Source organism: Shinella sp. HZN7, from assembly GCF_001652565.1.
In the GTDB taxonomy this organism is placed as follows: Bacteria; Pseudomonadota; Alphaproteobacteria; order Rhizobiales; family Rhizobiaceae; genus Shinella; species Shinella granuli.
The window spans coordinates 140417-155026 of record NZ_CP015741.1 but is presented as its reverse complement, the minus strand read 5'-3'; the positions used below and the strand labels follow the sequence as shown (position 1 = coordinate 155026).

Here is a 14610-nt window from a genome sequence, read left to right as displayed (position 1 = left end):
CAAATCCTGGGATTCTCGCTGAGCAATGCTGTGCTAGCGTAAGCGATTCGTAGTCAGCAGGAGAACGCTGAGATGAATGGCCTGAGCATGGGAAGTGAAGCAGCCTTTGCGGCTTATGTCCATAAGCCGGTCGATGTGATCGGGCACGCCGATCGGGCGGAGCCGCTCAACGATTATTGCCTCGGACTAATGCTGCCGGTGGACCGCAAGAGTGTCGAGGCTCTGCGGCGGTGACGGCGCCAGCGCGGGCATCGGCCAACCGTGTCTGACGAGGCTCTCCTGGCGCGGGTTCGTGACTTGGTGCTGCCGCTGATCGAGCAGAATGGGCGTATTGAGGCTTAGATCGTGGATGACACCGGGTTCCCCAAGAAGGGCAAGCATTCGGTCGGGGTTGCGCGGCAATATTGCGGCCAGCTCGGCAAGCAGGACAACTGCCAGGTCGCGGGCAGCCTCTCGATCGCCAACGTCGCGGCGAGCTCGCCGATTGCCTATCGGCTGTATTTGTCCGAGATCTGGGCCGATGATCCCGCGCGGCGGCGCAAGGCGAAGATTCCTGACAGCGTCGCGCTCCAGACGAAGCCCGCAATCGCGCTCGACCAGATCCGCGCCGCTCAAGCGGACGGAGTTGCGCCCGGCGTGGTTTTGGCCGACGCCGGCTATGGCGCGGACGGCGCATTCCGCACCGGCCTGTCGGCGCTCGCCTCGGACTATGTCGTGGCAACCGACACTTATTAGTGTCTGGCGACCCAGCGAGGAACCATTGCAGCCCAAGCCCTGGCGTGAAAGGGTTGGCCAACCCCGCTGATGCGTCGCAGTCCTGAACACAGACCCGATATCGATGAAAGCGATGGCACAGGAGCTGCCGCACGAAGTCTGGCAGACCATTGGCTGGCGGAAGGAACGAACACCGATCTCAGTTCCCGCTTGCCGCCGTGCGCGTCAGGCCCGCCTCCAGGGGTTACAATTTGACTGCCCCGTGCCGAGGAATGGCTGCTGATCGACATGGCCCGAGGGCGACACCGAGCCGCTCAATACTGGCTCTCCACTCTTCGCCGCCGACGCTTCGCTCGCAACGCTCGTCAGCACCGCCAAGCTACGCTGGCGTATCGAGCGCGACTATCAGGACCTCAAGCAGGAACTCGGGCTCGGCCATTACGAGGGGGCGCGGCTGGCGCGGCTTCCATCATCATGCAAGCCTTTGCAATTGCCGCTAACGGATTCCTCATCTCCAAAGGAGAGAGATTCCCCCTCAGCGCCGATCAAAAACCAAAAACCGCCCGGAACCTAACGTTCCCGAAGGTTACCGACTCCGCGGATCCCCCGATCCGACCCGACACGACACACGCCAAATTCGATCGCAACCGTCCGTAGGCACTTGACCGTCGCACTCAGTCCCAACCTTCAGAGATTTCCATGCTGCACCAGGATCAATGCCGCTAGAACCTTACAAACTTGTGACGCAGTAAGACTAGCAGGCTGTTTAAAAAGAAACTGGCCTGGAGGCTTTCGCCGTGATTTCACTCACGTCGAGTTTTGGAGTCATGCATGCGCGGCCGCGATGTGAGGGCGGGTGAACTCTTCAGCTATGTCGATCTGGAGGATCGAGTTCGTCGTGATCATCCACTGCGCAGAGCACCGCCCGCCTCATGTCCGTGCCCGGCGTGGGACCGCTATGCAGTCGAGGCTTTCGCGCCCACCATGGTGACTTCAATGACGACCAAGAACGAAGATTACAAGGATTCCGCTCTGGCTGCAGCGTAGCAGGTGATGAGCTAAAGTCAGGACGGATCGTCGGCGTGTGAGGAGGTCAGCGAACGGTAAGGACGAAAATCGGTGAGTAGGGCTGGGCCTGTCGCAAATTTTCTTGGTTAACGGCTGTTGACCACCAGCGGAGAAATTGCCGCTCCCAATGTAGCGGAGCGTAGCCATGATTCTGAATGCCATTGCCGACAAGCTGAAGCGCCAATCAAAGGACGACTTCAAAGGTCGGCATTTCGAGGCATGGCTCATCATGCAGGCGGTGGCCTGGTATCTGCGCTATCCGCTCAGCTATCGAGACCTTGAGGAGATGTTTCGGGAACGTGGTTTCGAGGTCGATCACAGCACTGTCAACCGCTGGGTTTTGGCTTATGCGCCGATGATCGAGAAGCGGCTTCGCCAGTTCCGACGCCCGCATTGTGGTTCGATCCGGATCGACGAAACGTACGTGAAGATCCGCGGCAAGTGGCGCTATCTGTACCGGGCGATCGATAAGCATGGAAACCCGATGGATTTCCTGCTGGCGGCCAGGCGCGACCTGGATGCTGCAAAGAGGTTCTTCCGCAAAATGCTCAAAGACGAGCCCCTGTTATCGCCTAAGAAGATCGGCACGGATGGAGCGAATACCTTCCCATCCGCGATTAAAGCATCGGTAGATGATGGTCTGCTTCAGCCCAACCCCGTGCACTACGTCACAAAAGCATCTCCAACAACGCATCGAGAGTGACCACTTTCGGGTTAAGAAGAACATGCCCAAGATCGGCGGCTTCCAATCCTTCAAAACGGCGCGTCGGACAATCGCAGGCTTCGAAGCCATGCTCTGGCTGAAGAAGGGCTTCGGCTTTTCCGGCGTGTGGACCGTAAATGATCAGAACGATCTGCTCGCGCACCTCTTCGGACTACAAAAGGTTAACAAAGCATGAAAACGAGGACGCTCAGTGGATAATTGCGCGCTCCGAAAATGTTTGCGACAAGCCCTCGGTCAGTCTCGTGTCCATCATGGGGATGAACTCGACAGCATCGCTGGAGGCGTTGCGCGATACTTTTACGGAAGCCGGCATCGTCGCGCTGATCGCTATTCCTGTCCTCTACCTCGTACTGCCGCCTGCGACCGGAGAAGAGATGATCGAGGAATACACGCCGGCGGACGGCCATCATTTGCGATCGGCGGGAATCCGTGCCACCGTCCTCCTGGGTTTGAGTTTCTGGCTGTACAGCTTTCTCGACATGTCCAACATGATGATGGCCATCGCTGCCATCTTCGTTCTATGCTTTCCGACACGCGAGAGACTGTTTGCCGAAGCGAAAGAGCGGGTCATGGCCACCCTGTTTGGCGCAGTCGCCGCCGGCACTGCCTTGTTCATCCTCACCATCACCGCCCATTTCGTTGTTGTGGTCGGTCTCGTTTTCCTGGTGGCGCTTTATTTTGCGAGCAAAATGATGTCCGGGAGACATCCGCCCATGGTGTATCAGTTCAGCCTGTCGGTCTCGCTTTCTCTGATCGTTGGCGCCTTGACGACACAGGAGCCATCCTACGCGGCATTGACGCGCGTCGTCCTGACGTTCGGGGAACGATCGTTGCGGCCTTGCTGACCGCTACGCTGGAAAGTCTGCTCAACGCCCAGTCGCCTGATAGACCAGGCGGTGCAGCTGTAGCCGGGTAAGTCAGGACCAGTGGCTCGATCCGGACTTTCAGCATGCCGTGCAGTTTGATGCGATGGGTGACAAGCGGCTTCAGGTCAACACAGCCGACGCACAGACTTCCATCAGCCGGCCCATCCGTTCCGTGCCACCTGGGTAAAGCATGGTCACGATCCTGTTGTCTCCGCGCTTTGCCGAGAAGAGGTTCGACATCGACGCCCCGGCCGTCCGTCAGCGTCATGATCTGTTCCTTGGATAGCCACATTCAATTCGAACACATAATCGGCGCCAAGTTTTTCGCAACCTCTATGCGCGAGACCAGCTTATGGCAGGGGCGATCGTCGTCGAAGCTAAAACGAGTAGAAATAGTGCCGCTTTCCAGAGGCTGGTCGGGGCATTTGTCCTGTCTGCCGGCTTTGCTCTTTGCGCAGATTTTGTAACGGTTGACGGGGAGAGCAGTTTTGGACCTGTCGTCCCCTCTGCCAGGTCGCACTCCACCACTCACGCGCTTGCCATGATCGTTTTTAACAATGTGGTCAGATAGCTTTCGAGCTCGCCGCCTTCGTCGTCAAGCAAGGGATCCATCTGCAGAACATTTCTCATTATGCCTAGGCCGGTAACAAGAGCAGTGACGAAGGCGGCCTTCTGCACCGTAGGCTGATCCAGTTTCGCACTGAGAGGCTTGATGAAATCGTTCATGATGAATTCACGCAGGATGGATGTCGCCGCCGGGCTTGTCAGGGAGTGGATGATGATATCCAATTTTCCCGGCCCATCTTCCGGTTGGGATCCATCAGAGGTGAACAGTTGTTTTGCCAGCGTATGAGCCAACCGAGCCGGTTCCCCTGACAATAATTCTTCCGCCCGTATCGTGACCGCAACGGCCTCGGCGAAGAGTTCTGCCTTCGATCCGAAGCAACGATGCACATAAGCCACGTCGACACCGACGTCGGCAGCGATGTCGCGCAAACCTGTCTCTTCGTAGGAATAACGGGAAAAGCGTAAGACCGCGGCATCGAGTATGCGCTCGCGTGTCGAAATCTTCGGGACGGCCATCGACTGAGTTTTCATAGAGGTCAAAAAATCCTGTTGCGCTCAAAGCACGATAACTTACAGTGCGACCAGGTCAACAGCGGTTGATTTAGGTCAATGTCACGGCATGAAGCATGTGTGAATGACAAAGGGCAAATCCGTTTCGGTTCTGGAATTGGGTAGTTGAGGGGGTCATATGAAGATGTCGGGCAAGGGTTGGCTGCTTGTCGCCGCTATCGTTATTGCAGCAGGCGGGGTCTACTATTTCTGGCGTCATCTCGCAGATGACAGTCTGCCCGAAGGGATCGTGGGCGGCAACGGCCGTATTGAGGCGACGGAAATCGACATCTCGACGAAAACGGCCGGGCGACTGCGGGAAATCCTGGTGCGCGAGGGTGATTTCGTCAAAGCTGGGCAAGTGTTGGCGCAGATGGAGACTGACCAACTTCTGGCCCGGAAGCGGCAAGCCGAGGCTGAGCTGCGCAGAGCGGTTATTTCAATCGATACAGCGAAAAGCCTGGTAACTCAGCGTGAAGCAGAGCGTGTCTCCGCAGTTGCCGTGATCGCCCAGCGTCAAGCTCAACTCGATGCGGCGGAAAGAAGGTTTGCTCGAACGGAACAGTTGATCCGCAGCAGCACCGTTTCGCAACAGGTGCTGGATGATGACAGGGCGGCAAAAGAAGGCGCGAAAGCTACCCTCGGCGCCGCAGAAGCTTCGCTTGCCGCGTCAGATGCGGCGATCAGCGCAGCAAAGGCGCAGGTCGTGGATGCGGAAGCTGCAGTCGATGCCGCGAAGGCGGCGATCGAAAGCATCGAGACGGATATTGCCGACAGCACCTTGAAGGCGTCGAGGGATGGCCGAGTGCAATATCGTGTTGCGCAGCCGGGAGAGGTTTTGTCGGCTGGTGGTCGCGTTCTTAATCTCGTTGACCTTGGCGACGTCTACATGACGTTCTTCCTCCCGACGGCTGAGGTGGGTCGGACTTCGATCGGAAGCGATGTTCGTCTGGTTCTCGATGCCGCGCAGCAATATGTCATCCCAGCGAAAGTCTCCTTCGTTGCTGATGTCGCTCAGTTCACGCCCAAGACCGTCGAGACCGAGGAAGAACGTCAAAAACTAACATTCCGAGTCCGCGCGCAGATCGAACCTGCGCTTCTTCAGAAGTATATACAGCAGGTCAAGACGGGATTGCCGGGAATGGCCTATGTGAAGCTCGATCCGAACGCCGCATGGCCGGACATTCTTGAGAAAAGCCTCGTCAAATGAACGGAAAAACGACTGTCAATCGGGACATCGTCGCGCGTTTGACGGATGTCCGCCTTGCTTACGGCAAGAATGTCGCGCTTGACGATATCCATCTCGGTGTGCCTGCCGGATGCATGGTGGGATTGATCGGACCGGATGGCGTGGGCAAGTCCAGCCTTCTTTCGCTCGTGTCGGGTGCGCGCGCCATACAACAAGGCCAGGTCGAAGTTCTTGGTGGCGATATGGGCGACAGGAAACACAGGAATGCGACCTGTCCCCGCATCGCCTATATGCCGCAGGGCCTCGGCAAGAACCTCTACCCCACCCTCTCAGTCTTTGAGAACGTCGATTTCTTCGGACGGCTATTCGGCCACGACCGCAAGGAGCGCGCACGCCGGATAGCCGAGCTTCTCGAGCGCACGGGTCTTGCACCCTTTGCGGAAAGGCCGGCGGCCAAGCTTTCGGGCGGCATGAAGCAGAAGCTCAGTCTCTGCTGCGCGCTGATCCACGACCCCGACCTTTTGATTCTCGACGAACCTACCACTGGCGTCGATCCGCTGTCGCGCCGGCAGTTTTGGGAATTGATCGACGCAATACGCGCCGGACGACCGAGCATGAGCGTGGTCGTCGCGACGGCTTATATGGAGGAGGCCGCCGCCTTCGACTGGCTTGTCGCAATGAATGCCGGCAAAATTCTCGCCACCGGCACGCCGCAGGAACTTCTGGAACAGACCGGTGCCGCCAATCTCGATTCCGCCTTCATCGCACTTCTGCCGGAAGAGGACCGCAAAGGATATCACTCGGTCGTTATTCCGCCGCGCGAAGACGGACGGGATGGCGATCTGGCCATCGAGGCCGAACACCTGACAATGCGCTTTGGTGACTTCACTGCCGTCGATGATGTCAGTTTCGAGATCCCGCGCGGAGAGATCTTCGGCTTTCTCGGCTCCAACGGCTGCGGCAAGACGACGACGATGAAAATGTTGACGGGCCTTCTGGCGGCCAGCGAGGGAACGGCAAAGCTCTTCGGCGATAAAGTCGATCCCAAGGACATGGATGTGCGGCGCCGGGTCGGCTATATGAGTCAGGCTTTCTCGCTCTATTCCGAGCTGACGGTTCGACAGAACCTCGACCTACATGCGCGACTGTTCAAGATGGATGCGGGGAAAATTCCCGCGCGTGTCACAGAAATGGCCGGGCGTTTCGATCTTGCCGATATTATGGACGCGCTGCCCGACGCCTTGCCGCTCGGTATTCGCCAGCGACTTTCGCTGGCGGTTGCGATGATCCATTCACCGGACATCCTGATCCTCGACGAGCCAACCTCCGGCGTCGATCCGGTGGCGCGCGACCATTTCTGGCAGATTCTTGCGGATCTGTCGCGCAAAGACCATGTGACGATCTTCGTCTCCACCCATTTCATGAACGAGGCGGAGCGTTGCGACCGCATCTCGCTCATGCATGCGGGCAAGGTCCTGGTCAGCGACACGCCAACCGGCATTATCCGCAGCCGGTCCGCAAAAAGTCTTGAGGAAGCCTTCATCGCCTATCTTGAGGAGGCGAGCGGCCCTCAAGAGAAAAAGCCTGCTCCGCCGCCAGGGCAGGCTCAGGCGACGGACGGAACCGACGCCCCCATTCCGTTCCGTCCGTTCGCCGTCTTTTCGATCCGCGCCGCATGTTCAGCTACACGCAACGCGAGGCGCTCGAACTTAAGCGCGACCCTGTCCGCGCGACGCTTGCGGTTCTAGGCAGTGTAATCCTGATGTTCGTGATCGGCTACGGCATCAACCTGGACGTCGAGGACCTGACGTTTGCCGTTCTCGACCGGGACGATTCGACGATCAGCCGCGACTATATCCTTGATATCGCCGGCTCACGGTATTTCGTAGAAAGACCGGCGATTACGGATTACGCCGACCTCGATCAGCGAATGCAGAATGGCGAGTTGAGCCTCGCCATCGAGATACCGCCGGGCTTCGGGCGCGATGTCCTGCGTGGAGCCGATGTCGAGATCGGCGCCTGGATCGACGGGGCGATGCCGGCTCGTGCGGAAACTGTCAGCGGTTACGTGCAGGGCATGCACAGTACGTGGCTGATCCGCAAGGCACGAGAACTTTATGGTGACGCCGCGACGACCGGGAATTTCAAGATAGAGACCCGCTATCGCTATAATCCCGATGTAAAGAGCCTCGTGGCCATGGTGCCGGCCGTCATCCCCCTGCTGCTGATGCTTATTCCGGCGATGCTTTCCGCCCTCAGCGTCGTGCGCGAAAAAGAGCTGGGATCGATCGTAAACCTCTATGTCACGCCCGTGACGCGGCTCGAATTCCTGATCGGCAAACAGATACCGTATGTCGTTCTTGCTATGGTCAGCTTCCTATTGCTGACGGCATTTGCGACGCTGATTTTCCAGGTGCCGTTCACGGGGAGTTTTCTAACCTTCGCCGTTGCCGCCTTGCTTTACGTGAGCGCGGCCACCGCGATGGGCCTGGTTGTTTCCACGTTCACGAACAGCCAGATCGCGGCGCTATTCGCCACAGCGCTTATTACTCTCATTCCCGCCGTGCAATACTCCGGCCTGATCGACCCGGTTTCATCGTTGAAGGGAGGCGGGGCATTGATCGGCCAGATCTATCCCACAACTTATTTCGTCGCCATCTCCCGTGGGACATTTTCGAAAGGCCTCGATTTCGCCGGCCTCGCCGGGTCGTTCGTACCGCTCATCATAGCCGTTCCGGTTCTCCTCGGTCTCAGTGTGACCCTTCTCAAGAAACAGGCGACCTGATCATGTTGTCCTCTAACATCGTCCAGCTCGGTCTGAAGGAACTACGAGGGCTCCTGCGTGATCCTATGTTGCTGATCCTTGTCGTGTATGCATTCAGCCTGTCGGTCTACACCGCCTCTACAGCGATGCCCGAGACATTGAACAATGCCGCCATCGCCATCGTCGACGAGGACCAGTCGCCGATTTCGGGGCGCATTAGCACGGCGTTCTATCCTCCGTATTTCGGAAAACCGCAGATGATCACGATCGCCGAAATGGACCAGCGCATGGATGCCGGGCTGGATACGTTTGCGCTCGATATTCCACCTAACTTTCAACGCGATCTGTTGGCTGGAAAGACACCGACGATTCAGCTCAACATCGACGCCACCCGGATGAGCCAGGCTTTCAGTGGCAACGGCTACGTCCAGAGCATCGTCAACAGTGAAGTCAACGAGTATCTCAACCGCTACCGGTCGGCCAATGATCTTCCCGTCGATCTGACGCTGAGGGCCCGTTTCAATGCTGAATTGAATAAAGGCTGGTTTGGAGCCGTTACTAACGTCATCAGCAGCATCACGATGCTCTCCATCATCCTGACAGGAGCGGCGCTGATCCGCGAGCGCGAACACGGGACGATCGAACATCTGCTCGTCATGCCGGTGACGCCATTCGAAATCATGGTCAGCAAGATCTGGTCAATGGGTTTCGTCGTCCTGGTGGCATCCGCCTTTTCGTTGATCGTGATGGTGCAGGAGATCTTATCCGTGCCGATCCAGGGGTCGATCGTTCTCTTCCTGTTTGGTGCAACTCTGCATCTGTTCGCCACAACGTCCCTGGGCATCTTTCTTGCCACTGTTGCTGGGTCGATGCCCCAGTTCGGACTTCTCCTCATGCTGACCCTGTTGCCGCTCCAGGCTCTTTCCGGCGGTGTCACCCCTCGGGAAAGCATGCCGGACATCATACAGAACATCATGCTGGCGGCGCCGAACACCCACTTCATCATGCTGGCGCAATCCGTCCTGTTTCGCGGTGCGAGTATCGACATCGTCTGGCCCCAACTCCTTGCTCTGGCAGTCATCGGCTCCATACTGTTCGTTTTCGCTCTCAGGCGATTCCGCGCATTTCTAAGATAGCAACCGGTCCATTATCCCTGGAGGATTTACCAATGGCGCAGAAAATGAAAGCCGCGATCTTTGTCGAGAAGGGCCGCATCGTTCTCGATGAGAAGCCCGTTCCTGATGTCGGACCGCTCGATGCACTGATCCGCATAACGACGACGACGATCTGCGGCACCGACGTCCACATCCTGAGAGGCGAGTATCCGGTTGCAAAGGGGCTGACGATCGGCCACGAGCCGGTGGGCGTCATCGAAAAATTGGGCTCCGCCGTCGAGGGCTACACCGAAGGCCAGCGTGTCATCGCCGGCGCGATCACGCCTTCCGGTCACAGCTATGCCTGCCTGTGCGGTTGCGGCTCGCAGGACGGTGCCGGTACCAGGCACGGCTTCAAGGCGATGGGTGGCTGGAAATTCGGCAACACGATCGACGGCTGCCAGGCGGAATACGTGCTGGTCAAGGATGCGATGGCCAATTTGAGCCCCATCCCCGACCATCTGAGCGACGAGCAGGTGCTGATGTGCCCCGACATCATGTCGACTGGCTTCTCCGGCGCGGAAAGCGGCGGCGTCCGGATCGGCGACACGGTTGTGGTCTTCGCGCTCGGACCGATCGGCCTTTGTGCGGTCGCGGGCGCGAAACTGATGGGCGCGACGACGATCATCGGCGTCGACACGTTGGCCTCGCGCATGGAAGTGGCGAAGAAGCTCGGCGCCGACCACGTGATCGATTTCAAGGCCGGCGATCCGGTGGAACAGATCATGGCGCTGACCGACGGCCGCGGTGTCGATGTCGCGATCGAGGCGCTCGGCACCCAGGGCACCTTCCGCTCGGCGCTCGAATCCTTGCGCCCCGGCGGCACACTGTCGAGCCTCGGCGTCTATTCAAGCGACCTGACGATACCGCTCGGCGCCTTTTCGGCCGGCCTCGGCGACAACAAGATCGTGACGACCCTTTGCCCAGGTGGCAAGGAGCGCATGCGCCGGCTGATGGAAGTCTGCGCGTCGGGCCGCGTCGACCTCAAGCCGTTGGTCACCCATCGCTACAAGCTCGACGACATCGAAGCCGCCTACGACCTCTTCGCAAACCAACGCGACGGCGTGCTGAAGGTCGCCATCGAGCCGTAGAGATATGGCCGGCTTTGCGCGTACCGACCATTTCTAGGACCTAAGTTCTGTGTCTGTCGCAGCGATACGGCATTTCGGCGAAATGCTCAGGTTGATGACCCGCGTCGGTGGCGTCGCCTTAACCGCCTGTTTTAGCCGACTTGATATTCGGATTGTCATGACCGAATTCCCTGCCGCCCACTTCAGACGCCACCGCTTTCCTGCCGAGATCATCACCCATGCGGTCTGGCTGTATTTCCGATTTCCGCTCAGTTTACGCGACGTCGAAGATCTGTTGGCCGAGCGCGGCATCAACGTCTCATTCCAGACCGTCTCGGAATGGGCGGCGAAATTTGGCTTGAAGTTCGCCAATCAGCTCCGACGCCGCTCACGAGGCCAGTTTGCCGACAAGTGGCAGCTCGATGAGATGGTGGTGACGATCAAGGGAAAGAAATACTGGCTGTGGCGCGCCGTCGATGCCAACGGCTACGTTCTCGACGCCCTCTTGCAAAGCCGAAGGAACAAGGCAGCAGCCTTGCGTCTGATGCGCAAACTGCTCAAGGGTCAAGGTATCGCCCCGCGCGTGATGCTGACCGACAAGCTGCGTTCCTATTCGGCTGCGAAGGCGGATTTGATGCCGAAGGTCGAACATCGCTCGCACAAGGGATTGAACAACCAGGCTGAAAATTCCCATCTTGCTGTGCGACGACGAGAGCGGCGCATGATGCGCTTCAAGTCCGCGCGGCAATGTCAGCGTTTCGTCTCCACTCACGGCCAGATCGCCAATCTCTTCCTTCTTCACCGCAAAGACTTGACCGCCGCAGACCATCGCCAGCTTCGCACTCACGCCATCTCGACCTGGCGGGAAATCGCTTTGTCGATTGATGCGTGAAGTTCAGGTCGAAGAGACTACCGCATCCCAAAATCGGTTAAGGCGACGCCACCCTCCCGAGGAAGGAGCAAGGCTGCCAGTGCAGTATGCGCTGACTGCAACGACATCGGGGACGTTCGTCGAACCGGAGAACACGACGCCATGGTAGGGTGATCTCAAGCTGAGTTCATCGGCCTTTGCCGAGGGATGACTTCTTCGGCAAATCTCACCTTGCGGTGAAACTCCACGGCAGGAGTTCGTCAACCCGGCCCTGCTTGTGACCATTGACAATGGCGGTGAGCGTGGCGGTCATATAGGCGAACGGATCGACAGCGTTGAGCTTGCACGTCTCGATCAACGAGGCGATTGTCGCCCAGTTCTCCGCTCCTGCATCGTGTCCCGCAAAGAGCATTCTTCCGATTTAATGTTATCGGCCGAATGGTCCGCTCAACGGTATTGTTATCGGGCATGTTGTCATCGGCGTCCCACGAACGCTCGGCAGATTCTATCCTGTCATGTTAGAATTGTCGTGTCGGGACAGGGGCGTCGGAGTGCGAAGAAGCGGGCAGGCCGAATTGACTTTGAGCTGCGAGCTCGCGTTGTTATCTGGCCGCCCCTGCGACTATCCCGTCTGCGCTGCGAGCGCGTATCCGTAGATGTCGCACAGCCCGCGCACTCCCCCATCAACAACATGGAGGATTTGGAATGCGGTCGATCGGAATGGATGTGCATCGAAGTTTTGCGCAGGTCGCGGTTCTTGACCGGGGCAAGGTCACCGAAGAATTCCGGGTGGAACTGGATTACGACGCTGTGGTGGCCTTTGGGCAAAAGCTTCGAAAGGATGACGAAGTCATACTGGAAGCAACCGGGAACACCTCGGCCATCGTAAGGTTGCTGACGCCGTTCGTGGCCAAGGTCGTGATCGCGAACCCGCTTCAGGTGAAGGCCATCGCCCACGCGCGCGTGAAGACCGACAAAGTCGACGCGCGGATTCTGGCGCAGCTTCATGCCGCCGGCTTCTTGCCAGAGGTTTGGGCGGCGGATGATGATACCCTGAACCTGCGCCGTCTCGTGTCGGAGCGCGCGGCGCTCGTGCGATCAGTGCGACGAGTGAAGAGCCGGGTTCAGGCCATTCTCCACGCCAATCTCGTGCCGAAATACTCGGGACATCTGTTCGGAAAAGATGGCAGAGACTGGCTTTCGACGGCCCCATTGCCCAAGGCAGAGCGCGACCTCCTCGCCCGCCATCTCGATGAACTGGACTGGCTGAAGGGCAAGCTTGAAAAGCTGGATGGTTCCATGGCTCGAATTGCGCTTGACGACAGTCGGACACGCAAGCTGATGACGATCGCCGGAATAAATTCTGTGGTCGCCACGGCGGTGATAGCCGCCATTGGCGACATCTCTCGGTTCCCGACGCCCGACCAGCTTGCGAGCTACTTCGGCTTGACCCCGCGGGTGCGCCAGTCCGGGGATCGCGGCGCAATCCATGGCCGCATCTCGAAACAGGGAAATGCGACTGCCAGAACGATGCTGATCGAAGCTGCCTGGTCGGCCGCGTCGGTTCCGGGGCCGCTGCGTGCCTTCTTTCTCCGGATCAAGGACCGCAAAGGCCTCAACGTCGCGGCGGTCGCCACGGCGCGCAAGATCGCGAATCTGATCTGGCAGTTGCTGACCAAGGAGGCTCCCTACAGATGGGCTCGGCCCGCTTTTGTCGCCATGAAGATGCGCAAGCTTGAACTTCGTGCCGGCGCTCCCAAAGCACATGGGCCCGCTGGTCCCGCCCGCGATTACTGGATCAAGGAAATCCGACATCGAGAGATGGAGCTAGTTGCACAGGCGGAGGCAGCCTACGCGGCCATGGTCGAAGCTTGGAGAGATAGGCCACCTAAACCACAAAAAGGTTGAGAAAGGGGCTGTTCAACAACATCCGTGTCGATCTCGATCCGACCGTCGGTCAGGAAGATGCAAAGGCCATCCCAGTATTTGGCGATGTAGGAAAGCGCTTCGCCAAGCGGCGATTTGCCAGCGACGCGGGCACGATGATGCGTGAGCCAGTCCCGCGTGTCTGCATGATCCTGCAGCAGGCAATCGTGCTCGGGCTGATCGGCTTCGTCGTTGGCAAGATCACGGCGACCTTTGCAGCGCCGTTGTTTCCGAAATTCGTCCTTCTTCTTTCCGCCGATACGATCATCGGCGTTATCGTTGTCATCGCCATATGCGCGCTCGCCAGCATCGTCGCGATCCGGATGGCGTTGAAGGTCGACCCCGCCGAGGCGATCGGTGGCTGAGATGGGCGGCGGGATACTGATCGAGAAAATCCGCAAGCGATATGGCAGCGGCTCCACCGCCGTCGATGCCCTCAAAGACGTCAATATGCGGGTCGCGCCCGGCGAGGTCGTCGGTTTGATTGGACCGTCGGGTTCTGGGAAGAGTACATTACTCAAAGCTCTGGGGGCGGTCATCGACCCGAGCGGTGGGCGGATGACCCTTGGTGACGAGCTGATCTATGACGATGGATGGAAGATCCGCGATCTGCGTGCGTTGAGGCGCGACAAGATCGGTTTTGTCTTCCAGGCGCCTTACCTCATTCCCTTTTTGGACGTGACCGACAATGTCGCCCTGCTTCCCATGCTTGCCGGCATCCCAAATCATGAATCACGCCAACGCGCGCGAGAGCTTCTAAAAGCACTCGATGTCGAGCACCGAGCCGATGCGATGCCATCGCAGCTCTCCGGCGGCGAGCAACAGCGCGTTGCCATCGCGCGCGGATTGGTCAACCGGCCGCCTGTCATTCTTGCCGACGAGCCGACCGCCCCGCTCGACAGTGTGCGCGCGTTGACCGTGATCCGGATCCTCAACGACATGGCCGTGAAATTCGGAACGGCGATCATCGTCGTCACGCACGACGAAAAGATCATCCCCACCTTCAGGCGCATCTACCACATCCGCGACGGGGTCACCCACGAAGAAGCAGGCGAAGGGCGCGGCTTCGAAACGGGCCCGTGAGAACGATTATCTTTCCGCTGCAACGATGGCGGTGTTTGCTGACCGGAAGCTGACGGCAATTTCTG

Annotated in this window: 8 protein-coding genes and 6 pseudogenes; 11 read left to right on the top strand and 3 right to left on the bottom strand. The window is 58.7% G+C overall.

What is annotated here, in order from left to right; genetic code table 11:
• The first annotated feature begins 72 nt into the window (after window positions 1-72).
• From shn_RS30850 to shn_RS30840, 3 genes and pseudogenes are all read left to right on the top strand, one after another.
• A pseudogene (locus shn_RS30850) lies at window positions 73-1379 on the top strand (IS701 family transposase).
• Between the two features lie 548 nt (window positions 1380-1927).
• Window positions 1928-2681: pseudogene (locus shn_RS30845) on the top strand (IS6 family transposase).
• On the top strand, window positions 2623-3351 hold the full coding sequence (locus tag shn_RS30840; protein ID WP_145926118.1) for an FUSC family protein: 729 nt from the start codon (window positions 2623-2625) through the stop codon (window positions 3349-3351). The pseudogene shn_RS30845 and the gene shn_RS30840 overlap by 59 nt, the downstream one beginning before the upstream one ends.
• A gap of 549 nt (window positions 3352-3900) precedes the next feature.
• Here the strand turns inward: shn_RS30840 and shn_RS30835 are convergent.
• On the bottom strand, window positions 3901-4455 hold the full coding sequence (locus shn_RS30835; RefSeq protein ID WP_245337523.1) for a TetR/AcrR family transcriptional regulator: 555 nt from the start codon (window positions 4453-4455) through the stop codon (window positions 3901-3903).
• A gap of 172 nt (window positions 4456-4627) precedes the next feature.
• On the opposite strand from shn_RS30835, the gene shn_RS30830 reads away from it, so the two are divergent.
• From shn_RS30830 to shn_RS30810, 5 genes and pseudogenes are all read left to right on the top strand, one after another.
• Entirely contained in the window at window positions 4628-5698 is a 1071-nt protein-coding gene (locus tag shn_RS30830; RefSeq protein WP_081950720.1) for an HlyD family efflux transporter periplasmic adaptor subunit, read from the top strand.
• Window positions 5695-8462: pseudogene (gene rbbA, locus shn_RS30825) on the top strand (ribosome-associated ATPase/putative transporter RbbA). Before shn_RS30830 ends, rbbA begins: the two are co-directional and overlap by 4 nt.
• Window positions 8463-8464: 2 nt before the next feature.
• The gene (locus shn_RS30820) at window positions 8465-9577 is read left to right on the top strand and encodes an ABC transporter permease (RefSeq protein WP_037093317.1); all 1113 of its coding nucleotides are present in this window, start codon (window positions 8465-8467) and stop codon (window positions 9575-9577) included.
• 32 nt (window positions 9578-9609) lie between these two features.
• The gene (locus tag shn_RS30815) at window positions 9610-10686 is read left to right on the top strand and encodes an NAD(P)-dependent alcohol dehydrogenase (RefSeq protein ID WP_037093318.1); all 1077 of its coding nucleotides are present in this window, start codon (window positions 9610-9612) and stop codon (window positions 10684-10686) included.
• A gap of 157 nt (window positions 10687-10843) precedes the next feature.
• Entirely contained in the window at window positions 10844-11557 is a 714-nt protein-coding gene (locus tag shn_RS30810) for an IS6 family transposase (RefSeq protein ID WP_037095196.1), read from the top strand.
• A 205-nt stretch (window positions 11558-11762) separates the two neighbouring features.
• Here the strand turns inward: shn_RS30810 and shn_RS30805 are convergent.
• A pseudogene (locus tag shn_RS30805) lies at window positions 11763-12000 on the bottom strand (transposase domain-containing protein); the annotation flags it as partial.
• Window positions 12001-12256: 256 nt separating this feature from the next.
• Here shn_RS30805 and shn_RS30800 point away from each other — a divergent pair.
• Window positions 12257-13444 (top strand): IS110 family transposase, encoded by a 1188-nt coding sequence (locus tag shn_RS30800; protein WP_084438688.1) that lies wholly within the window; start codon window positions 12257-12259, stop codon window positions 13442-13444.
• Here shn_RS30800 and shn_RS35385 read toward each other — a convergent pair.
• Window positions 13387-13608: pseudogene (locus shn_RS35385) on the bottom strand (transposase); the annotation flags it as partial. The gene shn_RS30800 and the pseudogene shn_RS35385 overlap by 58 nt on opposite strands.
• On the opposite strand from shn_RS35385, the pseudogene shn_RS35380 reads away from it, so the two are divergent.
• A pseudogene (locus shn_RS35380) lies at window positions 13609-13827 on the top strand (FtsX-like permease family protein); the annotation flags it as partial.
• 1 nt (window position 13828) lies between these two features.
• Window positions 13829-14545 (top strand): ABC transporter ATP-binding protein, encoded by a 717-nt coding sequence (locus shn_RS30790; RefSeq protein ID WP_024271190.1) that lies wholly within the window; start codon window positions 13829-13831, stop codon window positions 14543-14545.
• Window positions 14546-14610: the final 65 nt, after the last annotated feature.

Coding starts and splice junctions, on each gene's coding strand:
- shn_RS30830 (WP_081950720.1), top strand. CDS start 4,628: ATGAAGATGTCGGGCAAGGGTTGGCTGCTTGTCGCCGCTATCGTTATT.
- shn_RS30835 (WP_245337523.1), bottom strand. CDS start 4,455: ATGGCCGTCCCGAAGATTTCGACACGCGAGCGCATACTCGATGCCGCG.
- shn_RS30790 (WP_024271190.1), top strand. CDS start 13,829: ATGGGCGGCGGGATACTGATCGAGAAAATCCGCAAGCGATATGGCAGC.
- shn_RS30810 (WP_037095196.1), top strand. CDS start 10,844: ATGACCGAATTCCCTGCCGCCCACTTCAGACGCCACCGCTTTCCTGCC.
- shn_RS30840 (WP_145926118.1), top strand. CDS start 2,623: ATGATCAGAACGATCTGCTCGCGCACCTCTTCGGACTACAAAAGGTTA.
- shn_RS30800 (WP_084438688.1), top strand. CDS start 12,257: ATGGATGTGCATCGAAGTTTTGCGCAGGTCGCGGTTCTTGACCGGGGC.
- shn_RS30815 (WP_037093318.1), top strand. CDS start 9,610: ATGGCGCAGAAAATGAAAGCCGCGATCTTTGTCGAGAAGGGCCGCATC.
- shn_RS30820 (WP_037093317.1), top strand. CDS start 8,465: ATGTTGTCCTCTAACATCGTCCAGCTCGGTCTGAAGGAACTACGAGGG.